Raw genomic sequence first — 16993 nt, 5'->3', positions numbered from 1 at the left:
GTAAACCGTTGTCGTTTCAGTCGATTTCGTGTGAGGAGACACCATGCACTCCCTCCCTCCGCCAGTGTCAACTGGATCAGGTTCAAAGGGTCGCCATGCCGCGCGAACGCGCCGATGGCCTCTCAGCCTCCTGACGAGGCTCCCCTGGACGCTCTGGATATAGTCATTCAGCCGGCGAATGTCACCGGCGCTTGTCAATAATCCAACGGGCGCTCAGCCCCGCCGCGACATTGGCACCACATTGCTCGGCACCTTGCGCGTGGCCGCGACGATGGCGCGCTTCAGCGCCTCGCGGCTGAAGGGTTTGCCAAGGCGCGGCAGGCCGGCCTTGGCGTCGGCCGGCAGTTCGGCATAGCCGGTGCCGAGAACCACCGGCAGTTCCGGCCAGCGCTGCTCGATCACCGCCGCCATCTGCACCCCGGTCATGCCCGGCATCGCCTGGTCGGTGAGAACCACATCGAACACCTGGCCGGAATCGAGCAGTTCCAACGCTTCCCGCGCGGAGATCGCCTCGGTGACGACGCAGCCGAGGTCTTCCAGCATGGCGCCGGTGGCGGAGAGCACCAGCGGGTCGTCATCAACCACCAACACCCGCTGGGCGCCTTCGTCGCCATCCGGCACGCCGCTTTCATCCTCGACCTCAGCCGTGGAAGCCGGCCGCGCCACATCCGCGACGGGCAGATAGATCGTGGCGGTCGTGCCCTTGCCGGGCGTGCTGGAGAGCACGAGCCGCCCATCCGACTGGGCGGCGAGGCCATGGACCATGGCGAGGCCGAGCCCGGTACCCTTGCCCACGCCCTTGGTGGTGAAGAACGGTTCGGCGGCGCGTGCCAGCGTTTCCGCATCCATGCCGCTGCCGGTATCGGCAATCGACAGGCAGAAATAATGCCCCGGCTTCAGTCGCCCCGGCTCCACCACATCCTCGCCGACGGGCGCGGCGACGGTCTCCTCCCGCGCGGCAATGGTGATCACTCCACCGTCCGGCATGGCGTCGCGGGCATTCACCGCGAGGTTCAACAGAGCGAGTTCAAGCTGGTTGGCATCGACCCGCGCCAGCGGCAGTCCGAGCGGAAAGCGCGTCTCAATGCGCACCGCCGGGCCGATGGAACGGCGCATCATCTCCGCCATGCCGAGCACCAGTTCCGGCACATCCACCGCTTCCGGCTTCAGGTCCTGCCGCCGGGCAAAGGCGAGCATGCGCTGGGTCAGCGCCGCGCCGCGCTGCGCCGCCTGCATCGCATTGCCGAGCAGCGTCCGCAGCCGCGCATCATCCGGCGTGCGTTTGGCCGCGAGTTCGAGATTCCCCAGAACCACGGCGAGCAGATTGTTGAAATCATGCGCGATTCCGCCGGTGAGCTGGCCGACGGCTTCCAGCTTCTGCGCCTGGCGCAGGGCGTCCTCCGTGGCGCGCCGCTCGGTGACATCGACCAGACCGCACAGCGTGTTCGTGAGATTGCCGTCGGCATCGCGTTCCGCCACGGCGGACAGCACGCAGTCGAGCAGGCGCCCATCCTTGGCGACCAGCTTGTATTCCGCCTCCCGCAATTGCCCGGTTTCCAGCAGGCGCGGCCAGTGCTCTTCGGTGCGCCGGCGGGCGGAGTCTTCCGTCATGAAGTCGGTCAGCGGCCGCCCGACCACCTCCTCGCGCGGATAGCCAAGCAGGCTCAGCCAGCGATCGCTGACCTGCGCGATGCGCCCATCCGGCCCCAGAGAGTGCAGCGGCAGCGGCGTGTGACGGTAGAGATTGCGGTAGCGCTCCTCGCTCTCGCGCCACGCCCCGGCCTCGCGGTCGGCGAGCAGCGCGACGCGCCGATCATAGGCGGCGGCGAGCAGCAGAGCGATGAAAATGGCGAAGGTGGCGGCGGTCACCACCGCAACCAGCGAGGCCGCACCGATTCCCCCCGACACAGCCGCCCGCGCCGTCGCGGCGGCATCATGCGCGTCAGCATGGCCCGCGAAGGTGACCCCCATCATCGCGACATAGTGCATGCCGGCAATGCCGAAGCCGAGGGCCAGCGCCGCGATGGCGCGCTGAAGAACCGAATGGTGGCGGAAGGCGAGCCAGATGGCGACGGTGGAGGCGGCGATGGCAAGGACAATGGCCATGCCGACATGGATCATGTCGTAGCTCATCGAGCCCGGCATGCGCATTGCCGCCATGCCGGTATAGTGCATGCCGACAATGCCGAGCCCCATGAAAATGCCGCTGAGCAGTATTCCCTCGAAGCCGACGCCCGGCCGGCTCGCGCCGAACAGCGCCAGCGCGGTGGCGAACACCGCCAGCAGCAGCGAGGCGAGCGTCAGTTCGGCGCCGTAGGAAATCTCCATTCCCACATTGAGCGCGAGCATGGCGATGAAGTGCATCGCCCATATGCCGCCGCCGAGCACCACCGCGGCGGCGCCCAGCCAGACCAACCCGGCCGAGCGCGTGCGGGTCATGCGTCCCGCGAGATCAAGCGCGGTGTAGGACGCCGCGACGGCGATCAGGATCGACAGCGCCACCAGCGCGCTATTGTGGCTCCCGATGATGCTCATGATCGGCGTGTGTATCTCACCTTTTGCGCGGAAGGCACCTGTCGCGCACCCTCAGCCTCATGTCGGCGGCTTCAAGGTCTCAGGGCTTCAAGGCCCTCATAAGGCCTCAGAGATAGCCCATGAACCAAAGAATGAGAATAATCGGCAGCGGAATACCGAGCATCCAGAGAGCGGCACCTTTGAACATGAACAGTCTCCTTGCTTGTGCAGCAAGGGAACACCGCAGGGCCCTTATCGGTTCCATGCCCGCCAGGCCCGTTCGGGCCAATTCGCGTCTGTACCGGTGAACGATGTCCCCAGCTTCCTCTCGCCTCGCCCGCTACCTCCCCCCTCGCCTGCGCCAGTTGCCCGGACTGGTTCTGCCTGAACTGGCCATCCTGCTGGCCTTGCTCGGGGCGGCATTGGCTTTGCTCGGCTTTGCGTTCATCGCGGATGAAGTGGTGGAGGGCGAAACCCATGCCTTCGACCAGGCCATTCTCCTGGCCTTCCGCGCGCCCGGCGACCCGGCGGACCCGCTAGGGCCGGCGTGGCTCGAAATCGTCATGCGCGACGTGACGGCGCTGGGCGGTACGACGGTGCTCACCCTCCTCACGCTCATCGTCGCCGGCTTCCTCGCCATTGACGGCAAACGCGCGGCGGCTCTGTTCGTGCTGCTGGCGACCTCGAGCGGCGGCCTGCTCAGCTACGCGCTGAAACTGGGCTTCGAACGCCCCCGGCCGGACCTCGTCGCCCATCTCGTCGATGTCCGCACCCTCAGTTTCCCGAGCGGCCACGCCATGGGCTCGGCGATCACCTTTCTCACGCTCGGCGTCCTCATCGTCCGCACCGAGCGGAAGCGACGGGTGAAAGCCTATGCGCTCGCCGTGGCGGTCGGCCTCACTTTGCTGGTGGGTTTCAGCCGCATCTATCTCGGCGTCCACTGGCCGACCGACGTTCTCGCCGGCTGGTGCGCCGGCAGCGCCTGGGCGTTGCTGTGCTGGATCACCGTCCTGCTGCTGCAACGACGCGGAAAAGTGGAGAGCCCCAATGGCAACGGGTCGGAGGAGGCCAGCCCGCGCACGCCCCCCTCGTGACCCCCGCAAACCACCCGATGGCTTTCGCCGCGCGCTCGGCTATCATCACCTCAGGCCGCCGCAGAGCGCGCCAGCAAACGCAGGAGAAAGCGCATGAGCTCCACCGCACCGGAAGGTCATCTCATCCCGGGGATCGGCGTCATCGAGACCGTCGAATCCGACAACATCCTGCGCTGGGACGGCACCAATCTCTATGTCGAGCAGGATGTGTTCCATAATGGCCAGCTCGTGCACCGCCGCTACCGCAAGCGCGTGACCAAATCCGTTGCGCAAGCCATCGCCGCGATTCTGGCGCAGCACTAAGCGGCAGCGCCACTAGATTCGCGCCAGCAACCCACCGAGCAGCAAAAGCCCCTGCGGCCACAGGCCGAGCCGGGCAGCGGAGCCGATGTGGCCGAGTTCGCCCACATCGGCGATATCCGCGCCCCAGGCCTGCGCAAAGGCATGGGCCTGGCGCGGCGTCACCCGCGGATCATCCCGCGATGACAGGATCAAGGCGGGGTAAGGCAAAGGCGAGAGCGGCATGGGGCCGAAATTGCGCACGAGATCGAAGGAGGGGTCGGGGTCGTCGACATTGGTCGGCGCCACCAGCAAGGCCGCCGCCACCTTGGCGCGCGCCCGCTCCGGCTGCGCCGCCGTCCAGCGCACTACGGTGGCCACGCCAACCGAATGGGCAATGAGCACGACCCGGCGCGGCGCCGCTTCCACCGCCGCATCGAGCCGGTGGGTCCAGGCCCCGACCTCGGGCCGGCTCCACTCGGCCTGGATCAGCCGGCTGGAATTGGCAAAGGCGCCGAGCCAATGCGACTGCCAATGTTCGGCCGGCGCGTTCTCGCGGCCGGGAACGACGAGAAAATCGAAGGAGGCGAAATCGACCGCCATGCGCCCGCCCTCCTCAGCCCGGGATCAGAATGGCGAGGAGGACCAGCCCCAGCCCCAGCACGGACACGGACCAGACCGCCGAGCGCAGATAAGGCACGCCCATTGCATAAAGCGGCACATAGACGATCCGCGCCCCGAGATAGAGCCACGCGCCCCAGAGCGTGAGCGCCCCTTCCCGGCCGGCGACGTGAGCGATCAGCACCGCCGCAGCGAAAAGAGGAAGCGTCTCATAAAGGTTGGCCTGCGCACGCCGGAGCCGCCCGGTGACCACACCAACCGGCGGGCCAGGCTCGTCGCGCGGACCGGCATTGTAGTCGAGCCCCGTCTCCCGGTTGCGCCACATGGCCGGGAGCATCACCTGCACCACGGCGAGGACAAGAACCCAGGCGAGAAGGTTCAATTCGATCGTCATGCGAGGTCCCGTCGGATGAGAAAGCCCCTTGAGAGGCATCGCTATTCCTGCGCGATGCCCTACATTTAGCACATCATGGCCAAACAGAAGCAGATCAGGCGTCGCATGACCGACGGCCGCCCCCTCAGCCAGGTGGCGGCACTACCCTACCGTGTGACACCCGTCGGCGAGATCGAGGTACTCATCATGACCTCGCGGGAAACCCAGCGTGTGGTGATCCCGAAAGGCTGGCCGATGAAGAACCGCAAGGATTGGAAGTCCGCCGAGATCGAGGCCCGTCAGGAAGCCGGTGTGGTCGGCGAGGTCGGCCGCAAGCGGCTCGGCCAGTATCTCTACTGGAAGCGGCTCGACACCCATTTTGCGCTGGTGAAAGTGTCCGTTTATCCGCTCGCTGTGCGCCGTCAGCTCGCTGACTGGCCCGAGCGTCACGAGCGGGCGCAAGTCTGGCTGCCCGCCGAGGATGCCGCTCTGCTGATCGACGAGCCGGAGCTTGGCGCCATCCTGCTGGATTTTTCCCAGTCCCGGGCGGCCCGGCTGCTCGCCGCGGCGAAGCCGGCGCGGGCCGGGCGCCCGTCCCGCCGCGCGGAAGCCAGCGCTGGCTCCGCGGCAGGATGAACCGCCGCGGAGCGGGCTTTCGTCAATCGATGATCTGCACGACCCGGTTGGTGGCGGGGTCGACCAGCACGGTGCGCTCGTTTACGACGGTGTAGCGGTATTCCTGCACGCCGTATTCGGCGGGAACTTCGTAATAGCGGATGCTGCCCGGCGGCAGTTCCGTGCCGACCACGACCTCGCGCTCCACGCGGTAGGACGGGATGTTCTCTTCCACGACATAACCGCGGAAGCGCGACCGGCGCTCGTCGGAAATGCCCCCGACCACCGCGCCGGCGACACCGCCGACGACGGCCCCGACGGGCCCACCCACCAGCGCGCCGCCAACCGCACCTGTGGTCGCACCGGCAGCGGTGCCGGCGCCGTCCTGCGCATTCGCGGCCAAAGGCGCGGCCAGAACAAGCGAAGCCGCAATAATAGCATGTCGAATCATGGTAATTCTCCTGTCGCCCTGCCCCTTTGATTGGCGGGAACTCAACGCCGAAACTGGAAAGGCGTTCCAGTGTCGGGGAAGGCGACAGAAGACAGCGGCGGAATACCTTGGGGTGCTCTGCTGTTCAGGTTTCGGTGTCGGAAACGCGGCGGTCGCGCTGAAACAACCGGCCCCTCTCGGCGAACAGCACGCAGCCCAGGGCGGTGATCGCCAGGGCGGCGAAGCCCAGGGTCAGCGGCTGCGTGGTGCCATCGAAATTCTGCCCCAGCGCGAAGCCGGCGAGCGCACCACCCACCGTGCTGACGAAACCCAGCACGGACGACGCCGTGCCGGCCACATGCCCGACCGGCTCCATCGCCATCGAGTTGAAGTTCGACACCATGAGGCCGAAGCAGAACATCATCGCCCCCTGCAGGATGGAGAAGCTCCAGATGCTCTCGATCCCGGCCAGCACGATGGCGGCATGCACAAGCGTCACGGTGAGGTAGCCGCACAGCGCCGCATGTGACACGCGCCGCATGCCCAGCCTCTCGACGATGCGGGCATTGAGCAGCGAGGAGGCGGCCATGAACACGGCGATCAGCGCGAAGATGAGCGTAAAGAACTCCTCGGCATCGAAGGCGTCCGCGAACACCTGCTGCGCCGAATTGATGAAGCCGAACAGCCCACCCATCGCCATGGTGATGGCCAGCGTGTAGCCGACCGTGATGCGGCTGCGGACAATCAGCCCGAACGCATGGGATATGCCGGCGAAGGAGATGGGCGAGCGGTCTTCCGCGTGCAGCGTTTCCGGCAGCCGCGCCAGCGTCCAGATGAACAGAACTGCTCCGAACAGGCAGAGCATCAGGAAAATGCCGCGCCACGGCGCGACCAGCATGATCGCCTGGCCGATGGAAGGCGCCACGATCGGCACCGACAGGAAGACGAGGAAGGCCAGCGACATCACCCGCGCCATGTGCGAGCCGGAATAGCAGTCGCGCACGATGGTGATGGCGAGAATGCGCGTCGCCGCCGAGCCCACGCCCTGCAGCACCCGCGCCGCCAGCATCACCCCCAGCGTGCCGGCGAACACCGCGCCGATGGAGGCGAGCGTATAGACCGCGAGGCCGAACAGCAGCACGCTACGCCGCCCGAAACGGTCCGCCAGCGTGCCATAGAACAGCTGGGCGCCGCCGAAACCGAGCAGATAGGCGGTGATGACGAGCTGGGTGTGGTTCGCCGTGTCGATGCCGAGCGACTCGCCGATCTCCGGCAGCGCCGGCAGCATGGAATCGATGGCGATGGCATTGGTGGCCATCAACCCGGCGATGAACAGCACGAATTCCCGGAAACCCATTCCCGGGTGCGGAGAGCCGGCGGGCGGACGCTCCGGCGTGGAGAGGGGGGAGGACATAGGCGATCCAATGCGGCAGGGCCGCCCCGATCAACGAACGGGCGGCGGCGGGTAGCGGACCTCGCCTTAACGCGCGGCACCGATGCGGCCTATAGGCTGAAAGACACAGACGGGTGAATTCCGCCGTGCGTTGGCGACAAAAGCAGCAACCGCAAGGCTTTCCTGCTGGCGTCAATAAATCTGATGGATATCATCAATGCGCCGGCGGCGGCCTGCCGGCGCCGCGCACCGCGTCGGGCGGGGGCGCGATCGGGGAGCATGCGCATGTTCGATCCGACCACGTGGACGGGTTTCCACACCTGGCTCAGCCTCATCGCCATCGCCACCGGTTTCGTCGTGATGGCGGACCTTATCGCCGGCCGCGCCCGGCGGGGCTGGACGGTGGCCTTTCTCGTCACCGCCTTCGCCACCAGCGCTACCGGTTTCGGCTTTCCCTTCAACGGCGTGCTGCCCTCGCACATCGTCGGCGCCATCGCTCTGGCGGTGCTCGCCGTCACCGTGCCGGCGCTCACCCATTTCCACCGGGCCGGACGATGGGGCCTCGTCTATGCCATCGGCATTGTCGCCAGCCAGTGGTTCCTGGTCTTCGTCGCCATCGCCCAGGCCTTCGCCAAGGTTCCGACGTTGAAGGCGCTGGCGCCCACCCAGTCGGAACCGCCCTTCGCCATCGCGCAGGGTGTGGTCCTGCTGCTGTTCGTGCTGGCCGGCGTCGCGGCGGCGCGCGGAAAGAGGCCGCCCGCCGCCCTCCCCGCCTGAGGTCAGAACTGCGGCGGCGCCAGGTCGAGCGGCGGCGCGTCGAATTGCGGGATGTTCAGCTCGATGGTCGAAGGGTCCACGGTGGAGGGCGCGCTGATCCAATAGGTCACCGCCTCCGGCCACAGGATGACCACGACCACGAGAACGAGCTGCATCAGCAGCCACGGGATCGCGCCCCAATAGATCTGCGAGGTGCGGATCGACTTCGGCGCGATGCCGCGCAGGTAGAACAGCGCGAAGCCGAAGGGCGGGTGCATGAACGCCGTCTGCATGTTCACGCACAGCAACACGCCGAACCAGACGAGATTGATGTCGAGCTTCATCGCCACCGGCACCAGCAGCGGCACGATGATGAAGGCGATCTCGAAGAAATCGAGGAAGAAGGCGATGAAGAAGATGAACACGTTCACGAAGATCAGGAATCCGACCTTCCCGCCCGGCAGCTGGGCCAGCAGGTGCTCGATCCACAGCGCGCCGTCCATGCCCTGAAAAACCAGGCTGAACACGGTGGCGCCGATGAGAATGAACACCACCATCGAGGTCAGCCGGGCGGTCGAACCCATGGCCTGGCGCAGCAGGCTCCAGCTGAGCCGTCCGTGCAGCGCCGCCAGCGCAATCGCGCCGACCGCCCCCATGGCGCCCGCTTCCGTCGGCGTGGCGAGGCCCATGGCCAGCGTGCCGAGCACCAGCAGGATCAGCACGATGGAGGGCACCATGCCCCACAGCACCTGCCGCACCAGCGGCCAGCCGCCCTCCCCGCGCGCCTCCGGCGGCAGCGGCGGCATGTGCTGCGGCTTGAACAGCGACAGCACGAACACATAGGCGAGGAAGATCAGCACCTGCAGCAGCGAGGGGCCGATGGCGCCAAGATACATCTCGCCCACCGGACGGCCGAGCTGCTCGGCCAGCACGATCAGCACCAGCGAGGGCGGGATCAGCTGGGTGATGGTGCCCGAGGCCGCGATGACGCCGGTGGCGAGGCGCTCATTATAGCCATAGCGGATCATCACCGGCAGCGAGATCACCCCCATGGCGATGACCGAGGCCGCCACCGTGCCGGTGATGGCGCCGAGGATGGCGCCGACGATGATCACCGCATAGGCCAGCCCGCCCGGCACCTTGCCGAACAGCTTGCCCGTTCCTTCCAGCAGGTCCTCCGCAAGTCCGCAGCGTTCGAGGATCGCCCCCATGAAGGTGAAGAACGGAATGGCGAGCAGCAGGTCGTTGGAGATGATGCCGTAGAAGCGGAACGGCAGTGCCTGCAGGAAGCTGAAGGTGAAATGGTCGGTCAGTATGCCCAGCGTGCCGAAAAACAGGCCGACCGCGACCAGCGAGAACGCGACGGGAAAGCCGGCCAGCATGAAGCAGATCATGCCGGCGAACATCAGCGGGGGCATCACGCCATAGGAGAACATGCGGGGCTCGCGCGTCGGATGAGGGGCCGGAACAGCGGGGTGTCGTGCCGCTCCTACTGGAGCGGCTTCTCGTAGTCGGTCGAGATGTCGAGCACGCCCGACAGCGCGGCGATGCGCTTGATGAGTTCGGAAAGCCCCTGCACGGTGAGCAGCGCGAAGCCGAGCGGCAGCAGCAGCTTGGCCGGCCACAGGATAAGCCCGCCGGCATTTTGCGAGACTTCGCCGGCCTCGAAAGACTGCCAGAAGAAGGGGAAGCTCAGCCAGGTGAGATAGAGGCCGGCGGGGATGAGCACCAGCAGGAAGCCCAATGTGTCGATCCACAGCCGCACGCGCGGCGACACCGCCATGTAGACGAGATCGACCCGCACATGCTCGTTGCGCTTGAGCGCATAGGGGGCGCCCAGCAGCACCACGGCACCGAACAGATACCACTGCACTTCCAGCAGGCCGTTGGTGGAATAGCTGAAGAGATAGCGCACCGTGGCATTGCCGGCGCTGACGAGGCAGGCGAACAGCACGCAGTAATCGGCGATACGGCCGAACTTCTCGTTGAACCCGTCAACGAAACGGCTGAAGGCGAGAAGCCCTCCCATCCTATCCCCCCGAACTGGCCGGCTGTTCTGCTTGGGCCGGGGCGCCCCCATCGCCGCCCCCGCCGAGGACGGCAAGATAGACCATCGTCTCAGCCAATTTAACCCGCCTTGTCGCGGCGAGCGCCGACAGCGTCTCTGCCCTTGCGGCAGCGAAGCGGGGTCGCGCCGGCTCTGGCGGATTTCCCAAGTCGGCGCGGCGTGTTATCCCGCATGTCACTTTGCCGCCATCTTTCACGAAAGCTCCCATGACGCTCGGCGCGCTCCGCCTTCCACTCGGTATCTGCGCGTTCATTCTCGCGGCCGGGGCGATTTATCTCGCACGCTCCGTGGTGGCGCCGGTGGCGTTCGCCCTGTTCATCATCGCCCTTGTCTGGCCGCTGCAGCAGCGGTTGCAGCAGCGTGTTCCAGCCCTGCTGGCGATGATGGTGACGCTGGTCCTCACCATTCTCGCGCTGGCCCTGCTCGGCTATGTCACCATCTGGGGCTTCAGCCAGGCCGGCCGCTGGCTCATCGCCAATGCCGGGCGCTTCCAGGCGATCTACAGCGAGACGGCGGCGCAGTTGGAGGAAATGGGGCTCTATTCCGCCGGCATGCTGGCCGACACCTTCAACGCCAGTTGGCTGATCGGCACGTTTCAGGGGCTGGCCGGACGGCTGAACGGCATGCTCGGCTTCGGCGTGGTCACGCTGATCTTCGTCATGCTCGGCCTGCTGGAGGTCGACATCGTCCGCACCAAGCTGGTGGCGGAGGCGGGCGACACCGGCCGTCGCCTGGTACGGGCCAGCGCGGCGACGGCGGCGAAGTTCCGCACCTATATGATGGTGCGCACGGTGATGAGCCTGCTCACCGGCCTGTTCGTCTGGGCGCTGTCCGCCGCCATGGGGCTCGATCTCGCGCTGGCCTTCGGCGTCATCGCCTTCGCGCTCAACTACATCCCGTTCATCGGCCCGCTGGTGGCGACGCTGCTGCCCACTTTCTTCGCCCTGGCGCAGTTCGGCGCCTGGGAAACGGCGGTGGCGGTGTTCCTTGCCATGAACGTCATCCAGTTCTTCAGCGGCAGCTATATCGAGCCGCGCGTGGCCGGAAAGGCGCTCGCCATCTCGCCCTTCCTCGTGTTGTTCGCCGTGTTCTTCTGGGCGTTCATGTGGGGCCTGTCCGGCGCCTTCATCGGCGTGCCGCTGGTCATCGCCGCCCTCACCTTCTGCGAGGAAAGCGAGGGAACACGCTGGATCGCCCGACTGCTGTCCGGCCGCGAGGAACCCGAGGTCCGCTCATGAGCACGGTTTTCAAGGTTTTGCGCAGGGTCCTCAAATGGGCCGGCGTGCTGGCGCTGGTGCTGTTCGTCGCCTTTCTCGGCTCGCGCGTCTGGTTCGCCCAGAGCGGCGCGCCGCTGGAACCCTGGCACACTTTCGTGCCGGAGGAGATGAGCGTCGCCGAGCTCGACAAGGCCGACTGGCGCGCCTACCTCGCCCGCGAGGACAAGCTGTTCGCTGACGTGACCCGCGAAGTCGTGCAGCAGCTGCCGGAGGAGGACCGCGTTCCCTCCAACCGCTATTTCGCCGGCAGCGTGGTCTACCCGCCCCATCTCTCGCACGATTTCAACCGCTCCTATGAGCTGGTGCCGGAAGGCGCGCCGGTGGGCGTCGTCGTGCTGCTGCACGGGCTCACCGATTCGCCCTACAGCCTGCGCCATGTCGCCCGGCGCTATCTCGCCAACGGCTTCCTCGTCATCGCCCCGCGCCTGCCCGGGCATGGCACGGTGCCGGCGGGGCTCACCGCCGCCGAGTGGGAGGACTGGCTGGCCGCCACCCGCCTCGCCGTGCGCGAAGCCGCCGCCCGCGCGCCGGGCAAACCGCTGGAAATCGTCGGCTTTTCCAATGGCGGGGCGCTGGCGCTGAAATACGCGCTCGACGCGCTCAGCGACGACAAGCTCGTCCGCCCGGACCGGCTGGTGCTGATCTCGCCGATGATCGGCATCACCCGCTTCGCCCGCTTCGCCGGGCTGGCGGCGCTGCCGGCCTGGCTGCCGGCCTTCGACAAAGCGGCGTGGCTCGGCATCGTGCCGGAGTTCAATCCGTTCAAGTACAACAGCTTTCCGGTGAACGGCGCCGTGCAGTCGCACCGTCTCACCCGCGCGCTGCAAGCCTCCATTACCGCCGAGGCGCGGGCCGGGCGACTGAAGGATCTGGCGCCAACGCTCACCTTCCAGTCGGTGATGGACTTCACCGTGTCCACCCGCGCCATCATCGACGCGCTGTACGGCCAGCTGCCGGCCAATGGCAGCGAACTGGTGCTGTTCGACATCAACCGCAACACCAAGCTCGGGCCGCTGCTGCGCGCCACCTCCTATTCGGCGCTGCTGCGCCTGCTGCCCCCGCTGCCGCGAACCTTCCGCACTGTCATCATCACCAATGAGGATGCGGGCTCGGACCAGGTGATCGAGCACGCCATCCCCGCCGGCAGCAGCGAGGAGACGGTGCGTCCGCTGGGCCTGTTCTACCCGTCCGATGTCTATTCGCTGTCCCATGTCGCCCTGCCCTTCCCGCCGGAGGACGGGCTCTATGGCTCGCACCCCGATCCGAAGGATGATTTCGGGCTTGAGCTCGGGGCCATGGCCGTGCGGGGCGAGCGGGGGGCGCTGATCGTCAGCCTCGATGCGCTGGTGCGCATGTCGTCGAACCCGTTCTTCTCCTACATGAATGACCGCATCATGCCCCCTCCGCCCGCGAGCACGCCACCGGAGCCGGAAACCGCGCCCGCTCCCTGACGCGCGAGAGGCCCGCCTCTCGCGCGGACGACTCGCCTTTGACACGGTGCCGCGCTAATGCTGGCGCTCGGCACAGGCAAGGGCCTGCGGAGGCTGAATGCGTCTCGTCATCGTTGCGTTGGCACTCGCCTTGTGCGCGGGATGCTCGAACCGGCCGGTGGGCGTGCTCACCCCCGTCGAGGCCGCTGCGCCCGACACCACCAAGGTCGACCTGCTCGTCGCCACCACGCGCGAGGCCTCCACGGATGCCGGCATCCTCTACACCGGCGAGCGCGGCGCGGGCGTGTCGCTCGACGCTTTCACCGTCTCGATCCCGCCGGACAGCCGCCGCCAGATCGGCGAAGTGCAGTGGCCGCGCCGCCTGCCGCCCAACCCGGAAACCGACTTCGCTACGCTCTCGGTGAAGCCGCTGCCCAATGTGAAGGCCGCGAAAGGCTGGCTCGACAGTCATCTGCCGCCGAGCCGGCGGGTGCTGATCTTCGTCCACGGCTTCAACAACCGCTTCGAGGACGCGGTCTACCGCTTCGCCCAGATCGTGCATGATTCGGGATCGGAAGTGGCGCCGGTGCTGTTCACCTGGCCCTCCCGCGCACGGGTATTCGACTATCTCTTCGACCGCGAAAGCACCATCTTCTCGCGCGACGCCTTCGAGGAGACGGTGTGGCAGGTCGCCAGCGACCCGCGCGTCGAGGACGTGACCATCATGGCCCATTCCATGGGCGCGTGGCTGGCGATGGAAAGCCTGCGGCAGATGGCGATCCGGCGCGGCAAGCTGCCGGCCAAGATCCGCAACGTCATCCTCGCCTCGCCCGATGTCGATGTCGACGTGTTCGCCTCGCAATGGCGGGCGCTGAACGGGCCGCAGGCGCGCTTCACCCTGTTCGTGTCGCAGGACGACCGGGCGCTGCAGGTCTCGCGCCGCATCGCCGGCGGCGTGGATCGGCTGGGGCTGATCGATACCCAGAAATACTACGCCGATCTGGAGAAATCCGGCATCGTGGTGATCGATCTCACCGCCATGCGCGGCGGCGATTCACTCAATCACGGCCGCTTCGCCTCCTCGCCGGAAGTGGTGCAACTCATCGGCCAGCGGCTGGTGAACGGGCAGACCGTCACCGATTCCGAAATCAGCCTCGGCGACCGCATCGCCGCCGGCGCCATCGGTGTCGGGCAGACCGTCGGCAGCGCCGCCGGCCTCGCGCTCAGCGCGCCGATCGCCGTCATCGACCCGAAGACGCGGCGCACCTATCAAGGACAGGTCGAGCGCTTCGGCCAGACGCTCAGCGAGACGGTCGAGGACCCGGCGGCGGACTGAACCGCCGCTTCAGCGGGCGAGAAAGCCGATCGCCGCCGCATTGATGATGTCGATGAAGAACGCGGAGACCAGCGGCAGGATGATGAAGGCGCGGGGCGAAGGCCCATGCGCCTTGGTCACCGCCGTCATATTGGCGATGGCGGTCGGCGTCGCCCCGAGGCTGATGCCGGTGAAGCCGGCGGAGATCACCGCCGCCTGATAGTCGCGCCCCATGGCCGGGAACACGACGAAGACGATATAGGCCACCGCCGCCACCGTCTGCACCGCCAGCACCAGCACCAGCGCGAGGCCCAGCCCGCCAATGCTCCACAGCTGCATGCTCATCAGCGACATGGCGAGGAAGATGTTCAGCGCGAGATCGGAGACCAGCGCCAGCGCCCGCGTCCGGGTGGGCCAGGCGAGGCGCGGCAAGAGGCGCGGCACGGTGTTGGTGAGCACGATGCCGACCAGCAGGCACACCACGAACATGGGCAGCTTCAGCCCGGTCCACTCCACCGCCCCCTCAAGCCCGAAGGCGATGAGGATCGCCACGTTGAGCACCAGCACGGTGCGCAGCAGGCTGATATGGCTGATGTCGTCGTCGGCCCGCTCGTTCACCGGCTTGGGCAGGCCGACGATCGCCTCCTGGCCAGGCTCGCTTTTCAGCTGGTGGCGGGTAATGAGATAGCGGGCGATGGGGCCGCCGGCGAGGCTCGCCAGCACGAGGCCGAGCGTCGCCACGGCGATGCCCACTTCCAGCGCATTGGCGACGCCGAAGCGCTCGGCGATCAGCGGCGCCCAGGCGATGGTGGTGCCATGCCCGCCAATCAGCGAGGCCGAGCCGAGGAACACGGCAAGCCCCTCCGGCAGGTCGAGCAGGCTGACGGCACCGAGGGCGATGAGGTTCTGGATGACGAGATAGAGGACGGTGAGCGCGAGCAGGACCAGCAGTGGCCGCCCGCCGGCCAGAAGATCGTCCAGCCGGGCATTGAGGCCGATGCCGGTGAAGAAATACAGCAGCAGCATGTCCCGCGCGGCGAGATCGAACACGATGGCGGTATCGAAGACCCGGTAGGCGATGAGGGTTGCTAACGCCGCCAGCAGCCCGCCGGTCACCGCCTCCGGAATGTTGAATCGGCCGAGCGGCGGCAGTGCCCGGTTGATGCCGGAACCGGCGAAAAACACCACGATGGCGATGGTGAAGGTGAGGAGGCCGGACACTTCGATCGCTGACATGGTTCTCCGCCTCGGCGCCCTCAGGCACCCTTTCTGCAAAACACCTCACCGCGCGGCGCCCGGTCAGCGCCCTAGGTGCCACCCCGGTGCCGGCCATGGCAAGCCGGGCCGCGCCTCACACGCCGTCGAGCAGCGCGTCGAGATCGACCGAGGAGCGTTTGCCGATATTGTCACCGTCGGCCTTGAGAAAAGCGTCGGCCGCCTTGCGCCCCTCCTCCCGCAGCATGGCGAGGAATTCGCGTTCGGCATTCAGCTTGGAGGAATAGCCGAGTTGATCGACCACGCCGTTGGGCACGACATGGATGCGCATCCGCGCCCAGTGCGCGCCCTCGCAATTGCCGGGATCGGCCACCTGCCGCAGCAGGGCGATCATGCGCAGCTCCTTGATCAGCACGGAATTGAACGAGACTTCGTTCAGTCGGTTGAGGATTTCATAGGCGGTGCGCGGCGTGCCGGGCCGTTCCACCGGGTTGATCGGGACGAGGATGGTGTCCTCCGATGCGAGTTCGCGCACCAGCGGCGTCATGGTCGGGTTGCCGGAATAGCCACCGTCCCAATAGCTGTCGCCGTCGATTTCCACCGCCTGGAACAGGGTGGGCAAGCACGCGGAGGCAAGCAGCACCTCCGGCGTGATCTCGGCATTGCGGAAAACGCGCCCCCGCCCGGTGCGCACATTGGTGGCGGTGATGAACAGCTTGATCGGCGAGGCGCGCAGCCGCTCGAACTCGATCACCTTCTCCAGCACGGCACGCAGCGGGTTGGCGCCGGTGGGGTTGAGATCATAGGGCGAGTAAAGCCGCGACATCAGGTCGAGGGCGACGAAGAGCGGCGAATGGTCCAGCGTCCAGCGCCCAAGCAGCACGTCGAGCGGACCGCGCTGAAACGGGCTGAAGCGCGCCGCCTCGGCGACATTGTGCCAGAAGGCGTCGAGCGCCGCCCGTGCGCCCTCCCGCCCGCCAGCGGCGTAGCCATCCGCCAGCACCGCCGCGTTCATCGCCCCGGCGGAGGTGCCGGAAACACCTTCGATGCTGAGCCAGTCTTCTTCCAGCAGCCGGTCGAGCACACCCCAGGTGAAGGCGCCATGCGAGCCGCCGCCCTGCAGGGCCAGTTCGACCCGCACCGGGCCACGCGCCAAAGCAGGCGCCTGTCCTGCTTCTGGCTCATGCGCCGCGCTCGGCTGAGACCGCCGCCGGCCGCCCTGTCGTGGCTTGCGGGCGGTGGTCGAGCCAGATGCCGTTGCAGGAGACGGGATCTTGGAGGGCATGGGCGCGCCTTCTGGAACCGGGGGCGGGCACCGTAGCGGCCGGAATGCTGCGTCGCAACATCAGGGGAATGACCGACGGCCTCATCCCAAGGTCAACAGTTGCCCCTGCCGCATCTCCAGCCCGCCCTGCACCCGCACCAGCAGCGCGGCCACGCGATCTGTACGAACAGCCGGATAGAAGTCGACAAACGGATCATCGGTCACGCGCATATAGGAGAAAGGCCCGCGCCGTCATCGCCAACAGGAAAGCCGCGAGCAGGAGCAGCAGCAGGTTGTCGCGGCGCCACGCGGCGAACCAGAGGGAGACGAGCCCCTCACTGTACAAGCG

17 protein-coding genes and 1 riboswitch are annotated in these 16993 nt (G+C 67.1%); of the genes, 7 read left to right on the top strand and 10 right to left on the bottom strand.

What is annotated here, in order from left to right:
• Nucleotides 1-36: 36 nt before the first annotated feature.
• Nucleotides 37-156, bottom strand: a riboswitch (TPP riboswitch).
• Between the two features lie 57 nt (nt 157-213).
• Nucleotides 214-2535, bottom strand: coding sequence for an MHYT domain-containing protein (locus ACO07Z_RS19095; RefSeq protein WP_421700155.1), 2322 nt, complete (start codon nt 2533-2535; stop codon nt 214-216).
• Between the two features lie 290 nt (nt 2536-2825).
• Here ACO07Z_RS19095 and ACO07Z_RS19090 point away from each other — a divergent pair, with 290 nt between their 5' ends.
• Both ACO07Z_RS19090 and ACO07Z_RS19085 read left to right on the top strand, forming a co-directional pair.
• Entirely contained in the window at nt 2826-3608 is a 783-nt protein-coding gene (locus tag ACO07Z_RS19090; protein WP_421700154.1) for a phosphatase PAP2 family protein, read from the top strand.
• A gap of 93 nt (nt 3609-3701) precedes the next feature.
• On the top strand, nt 3702-3911 hold the full coding sequence (locus ACO07Z_RS19085) for a hypothetical protein (RefSeq protein WP_244375426.1): 210 nt from the start codon (nt 3702-3704) through the stop codon (nt 3909-3911).
• A gap of 12 nt (nt 3912-3923) precedes the next feature.
• On the opposite strand, the gene ACO07Z_RS19080 is transcribed toward ACO07Z_RS19085, so the two are convergent.
• Both ACO07Z_RS19080 and ACO07Z_RS19075 read right to left on the bottom strand, forming a co-directional pair.
• A complete protein-coding gene (locus ACO07Z_RS19080; protein WP_421700153.1) occupies nt 3924-4490 on the bottom strand; it encodes an RBBP9/YdeN family alpha/beta hydrolase in 567 nt (188 codons plus the stop codon).
• A 13-nt stretch (nt 4491-4503) separates the two neighbouring features.
• The gene (locus ACO07Z_RS19075) at nt 4504-4902 is read right to left on the bottom strand and encodes an MAPEG family protein (RefSeq protein WP_421700152.1); all 399 of its coding nucleotides are present in this window, start codon (nt 4900-4902) and stop codon (nt 4504-4506) included.
• Between the two features lie 75 nt (nt 4903-4977).
• Between ACO07Z_RS19075 and ACO07Z_RS19070 the strand changes: the two genes are divergently transcribed.
• Nucleotides 4978-5517: an NUDIX hydrolase gene (locus ACO07Z_RS19070; protein WP_421700151.1), complete on the top strand. Its 540-nt coding sequence runs from the start codon at nt 4978-4980 to the stop codon at nt 5515-5517.
• A 22-nt stretch (nt 5518-5539) separates the two neighbouring features.
• Here ACO07Z_RS19070 and ACO07Z_RS19065 read toward each other — a convergent pair whose 3' ends face one another.
• Nucleotides 5540-5947 carry a DUF1236 domain-containing protein gene (locus tag ACO07Z_RS19065; protein ID WP_244375418.1) on the bottom strand — a complete coding sequence of 136 codons (408 nt, stop codon included), beginning with the start codon at nt 5945-5947 and terminating at the stop codon, nt 5540-5542.
• A 124-nt stretch (nt 5948-6071) separates the two neighbouring features.
• Nucleotides 6072-7340 carry a multidrug effflux MFS transporter gene (locus ACO07Z_RS19060; RefSeq protein WP_421700150.1) on the bottom strand — a complete coding sequence of 423 codons (1269 nt, stop codon included), beginning with the start codon at nt 7338-7340 and terminating at the stop codon, nt 6072-6074.
• Nucleotides 7341-7604: 264 nt separating this feature from the next.
• Here ACO07Z_RS19060 and ACO07Z_RS19055 point away from each other — a divergent pair, with 264 nt between their 5' ends.
• On the top strand, nt 7605-8096 hold the full coding sequence (locus ACO07Z_RS19055) for a hypothetical protein (RefSeq protein ID WP_421700149.1): 492 nt from the start codon (nt 7605-7607) through the stop codon (nt 8094-8096).
• A 2-nt stretch (nt 8097-8098) separates the two neighbouring features.
• On the opposite strand, the gene ACO07Z_RS19050 is transcribed toward ACO07Z_RS19055, so the two are convergent.
• Nucleotides 8099-9511, bottom strand: coding sequence for a TRAP transporter large permease (locus tag ACO07Z_RS19050; RefSeq protein WP_421700148.1), 1413 nt, complete (start codon nt 9509-9511; stop codon nt 8099-8101).
• Between the two features lie 53 nt (nt 9512-9564).
• Complete coding sequence (locus ACO07Z_RS19045; RefSeq protein WP_421700147.1) at nt 9565-10104, bottom strand: TRAP transporter small permease subunit; 540 nt, start codon at nt 10102-10104, stop codon at nt 9565-9567.
• A gap of 245 nt (nt 10105-10349) precedes the next feature.
• Here ACO07Z_RS19045 and ACO07Z_RS19040 point away from each other — a divergent pair, with 245 nt between their 5' ends.
• From ACO07Z_RS19040 to ACO07Z_RS19030, 3 genes are all read left to right on the top strand, one after another.
• Nucleotides 10350-11381: an AI-2E family transporter gene (locus tag ACO07Z_RS19040; protein WP_421700146.1), complete on the top strand. Its 1032-nt coding sequence runs from the start codon at nt 10350-10352 to the stop codon at nt 11379-11381.
• Nucleotides 11378-12871: an alpha/beta hydrolase gene (locus ACO07Z_RS19035; protein ID WP_421700145.1), complete on the top strand. Its 1494-nt coding sequence runs from the start codon at nt 11378-11380 to the stop codon at nt 12869-12871. The genes ACO07Z_RS19040 and ACO07Z_RS19035 overlap by 4 nt, the downstream gene beginning before the upstream one ends.
• 97 nt (nt 12872-12968) lie before the next feature.
• On the top strand, nt 12969-14186 hold the full coding sequence (locus tag ACO07Z_RS19030) for an alpha/beta hydrolase (protein WP_421700144.1): 1218 nt from the start codon (nt 12969-12971) through the stop codon (nt 14184-14186).
• Between the two features lie 9 nt (nt 14187-14195).
• Here ACO07Z_RS19030 and gltS read toward each other — a convergent pair whose 3' ends face one another.
• The 3 genes from gltS to ACO07Z_RS19015 all read right to left on the bottom strand — a co-directional run bounded on the left by gltS (nt 14196) and on the right by ACO07Z_RS19015 (nt 16875).
• Nucleotides 14196-15401, bottom strand: a complete 1206-nt coding sequence (gene gltS, locus ACO07Z_RS19025; RefSeq protein ID WP_421700143.1) for a sodium/glutamate symporter — start codon at nt 15399-15401, stop codon at nt 14196-14198.
• A gap of 115 nt (nt 15402-15516) precedes the next feature.
• Complete coding sequence (locus ACO07Z_RS19020; protein WP_421700142.1) at nt 15517-16536, bottom strand: patatin-like phospholipase family protein; 1020 nt, start codon at nt 16534-16536, stop codon at nt 15517-15519.
• Between the two features lie 210 nt (nt 16537-16746).
• On the bottom strand, nt 16747-16875 hold the full coding sequence (locus tag ACO07Z_RS19015) for a hypothetical protein (protein WP_421700141.1): 129 nt from the start codon (nt 16873-16875) through the stop codon (nt 16747-16749).
• Nucleotides 16876-16993 lie beyond the last annotated feature (118 nt).

This window comes from Ancylobacter sp., assembly GCF_965229075.1.
Classification (GTDB): Bacteria; Pseudomonadota; Alphaproteobacteria; order Rhizobiales; family Xanthobacteraceae; genus Ancylobacter.
This window is presented reverse-complemented; position numbering and strand designations above follow the sequence as displayed.

What these genes read in the sequence shown, in the direction of transcription:
- ACO07Z_RS19095 (WP_421700155.1), bottom strand. Translation starts at nt 2,535, where the DNA reads ATGAGCATCATCGGGAGCCACAATAGCGCGCTGGTGGCGCTGTCGATC.
- ACO07Z_RS19090 (WP_421700154.1), top strand. Translation starts at nt 2,826, where the DNA reads ATGTCCCCAGCTTCCTCTCGCCTCGCCCGCTACCTCCCCCCTCGCCTG.
- ACO07Z_RS19085 (WP_244375426.1), top strand. Translation starts at nt 3,702, where the DNA reads ATGAGCTCCACCGCACCGGAAGGTCATCTCATCCCGGGGATCGGCGTC.
- ACO07Z_RS19080 (WP_421700153.1), bottom strand. Translation starts at nt 4,490, where the DNA reads ATGGCGGTCGATTTCGCCTCCTTCGATTTTCTCGTCGTTCCCGGCCGC.
- ACO07Z_RS19075 (WP_421700152.1), bottom strand. Translation starts at nt 4,902, where the DNA reads ATGACGATCGAATTGAACCTTCTCGCCTGGGTTCTTGTCCTCGCCGTG.
- ACO07Z_RS19070 (WP_421700151.1), top strand. Translation starts at nt 4,978, where the DNA reads ATGGCCAAACAGAAGCAGATCAGGCGTCGCATGACCGACGGCCGCCCC.
- ACO07Z_RS19065 (WP_244375418.1), bottom strand. Translation starts at nt 5,947, where the DNA reads ATGATTCGACATGCTATTATTGCGGCTTCGCTTGTTCTGGCCGCGCCT.
- ACO07Z_RS19060 (WP_421700150.1), bottom strand. Translation starts at nt 7,340, where the DNA reads ATGTCCTCCCCCCTCTCCACGCCGGAGCGTCCGCCCGCCGGCTCTCCG.
- ACO07Z_RS19055 (WP_421700149.1), top strand. Translation starts at nt 7,605, where the DNA reads ATGTTCGATCCGACCACGTGGACGGGTTTCCACACCTGGCTCAGCCTC.
- ACO07Z_RS19050 (WP_421700148.1), bottom strand. Translation starts at nt 9,511, where the DNA reads ATGTTCTCCTATGGCGTGATGCCCCCGCTGATGTTCGCCGGCATGATC.
- ACO07Z_RS19045 (WP_421700147.1), bottom strand. Translation starts at nt 10,104, where the DNA reads ATGGGAGGGCTTCTCGCCTTCAGCCGTTTCGTTGACGGGTTCAACGAG.
- ACO07Z_RS19040 (WP_421700146.1), top strand. Translation starts at nt 10,350, where the DNA reads ATGACGCTCGGCGCGCTCCGCCTTCCACTCGGTATCTGCGCGTTCATT.
- ACO07Z_RS19035 (WP_421700145.1), top strand. Translation starts at nt 11,378, where the DNA reads ATGAGCACGGTTTTCAAGGTTTTGCGCAGGGTCCTCAAATGGGCCGGC.
- ACO07Z_RS19030 (WP_421700144.1), top strand. Translation starts at nt 12,969, where the DNA reads ATGCGTCTCGTCATCGTTGCGTTGGCACTCGCCTTGTGCGCGGGATGC.
- gltS (WP_421700143.1), bottom strand. Translation starts at nt 15,401, where the DNA reads ATGTCAGCGATCGAAGTGTCCGGCCTCCTCACCTTCACCATCGCCATC.
- ACO07Z_RS19015 (WP_421700141.1), bottom strand. Translation starts at nt 16,875, where the DNA reads ATGCGCGTGACCGATGATCCGTTTGTCGACTTCTATCCGGCTGTTCGT.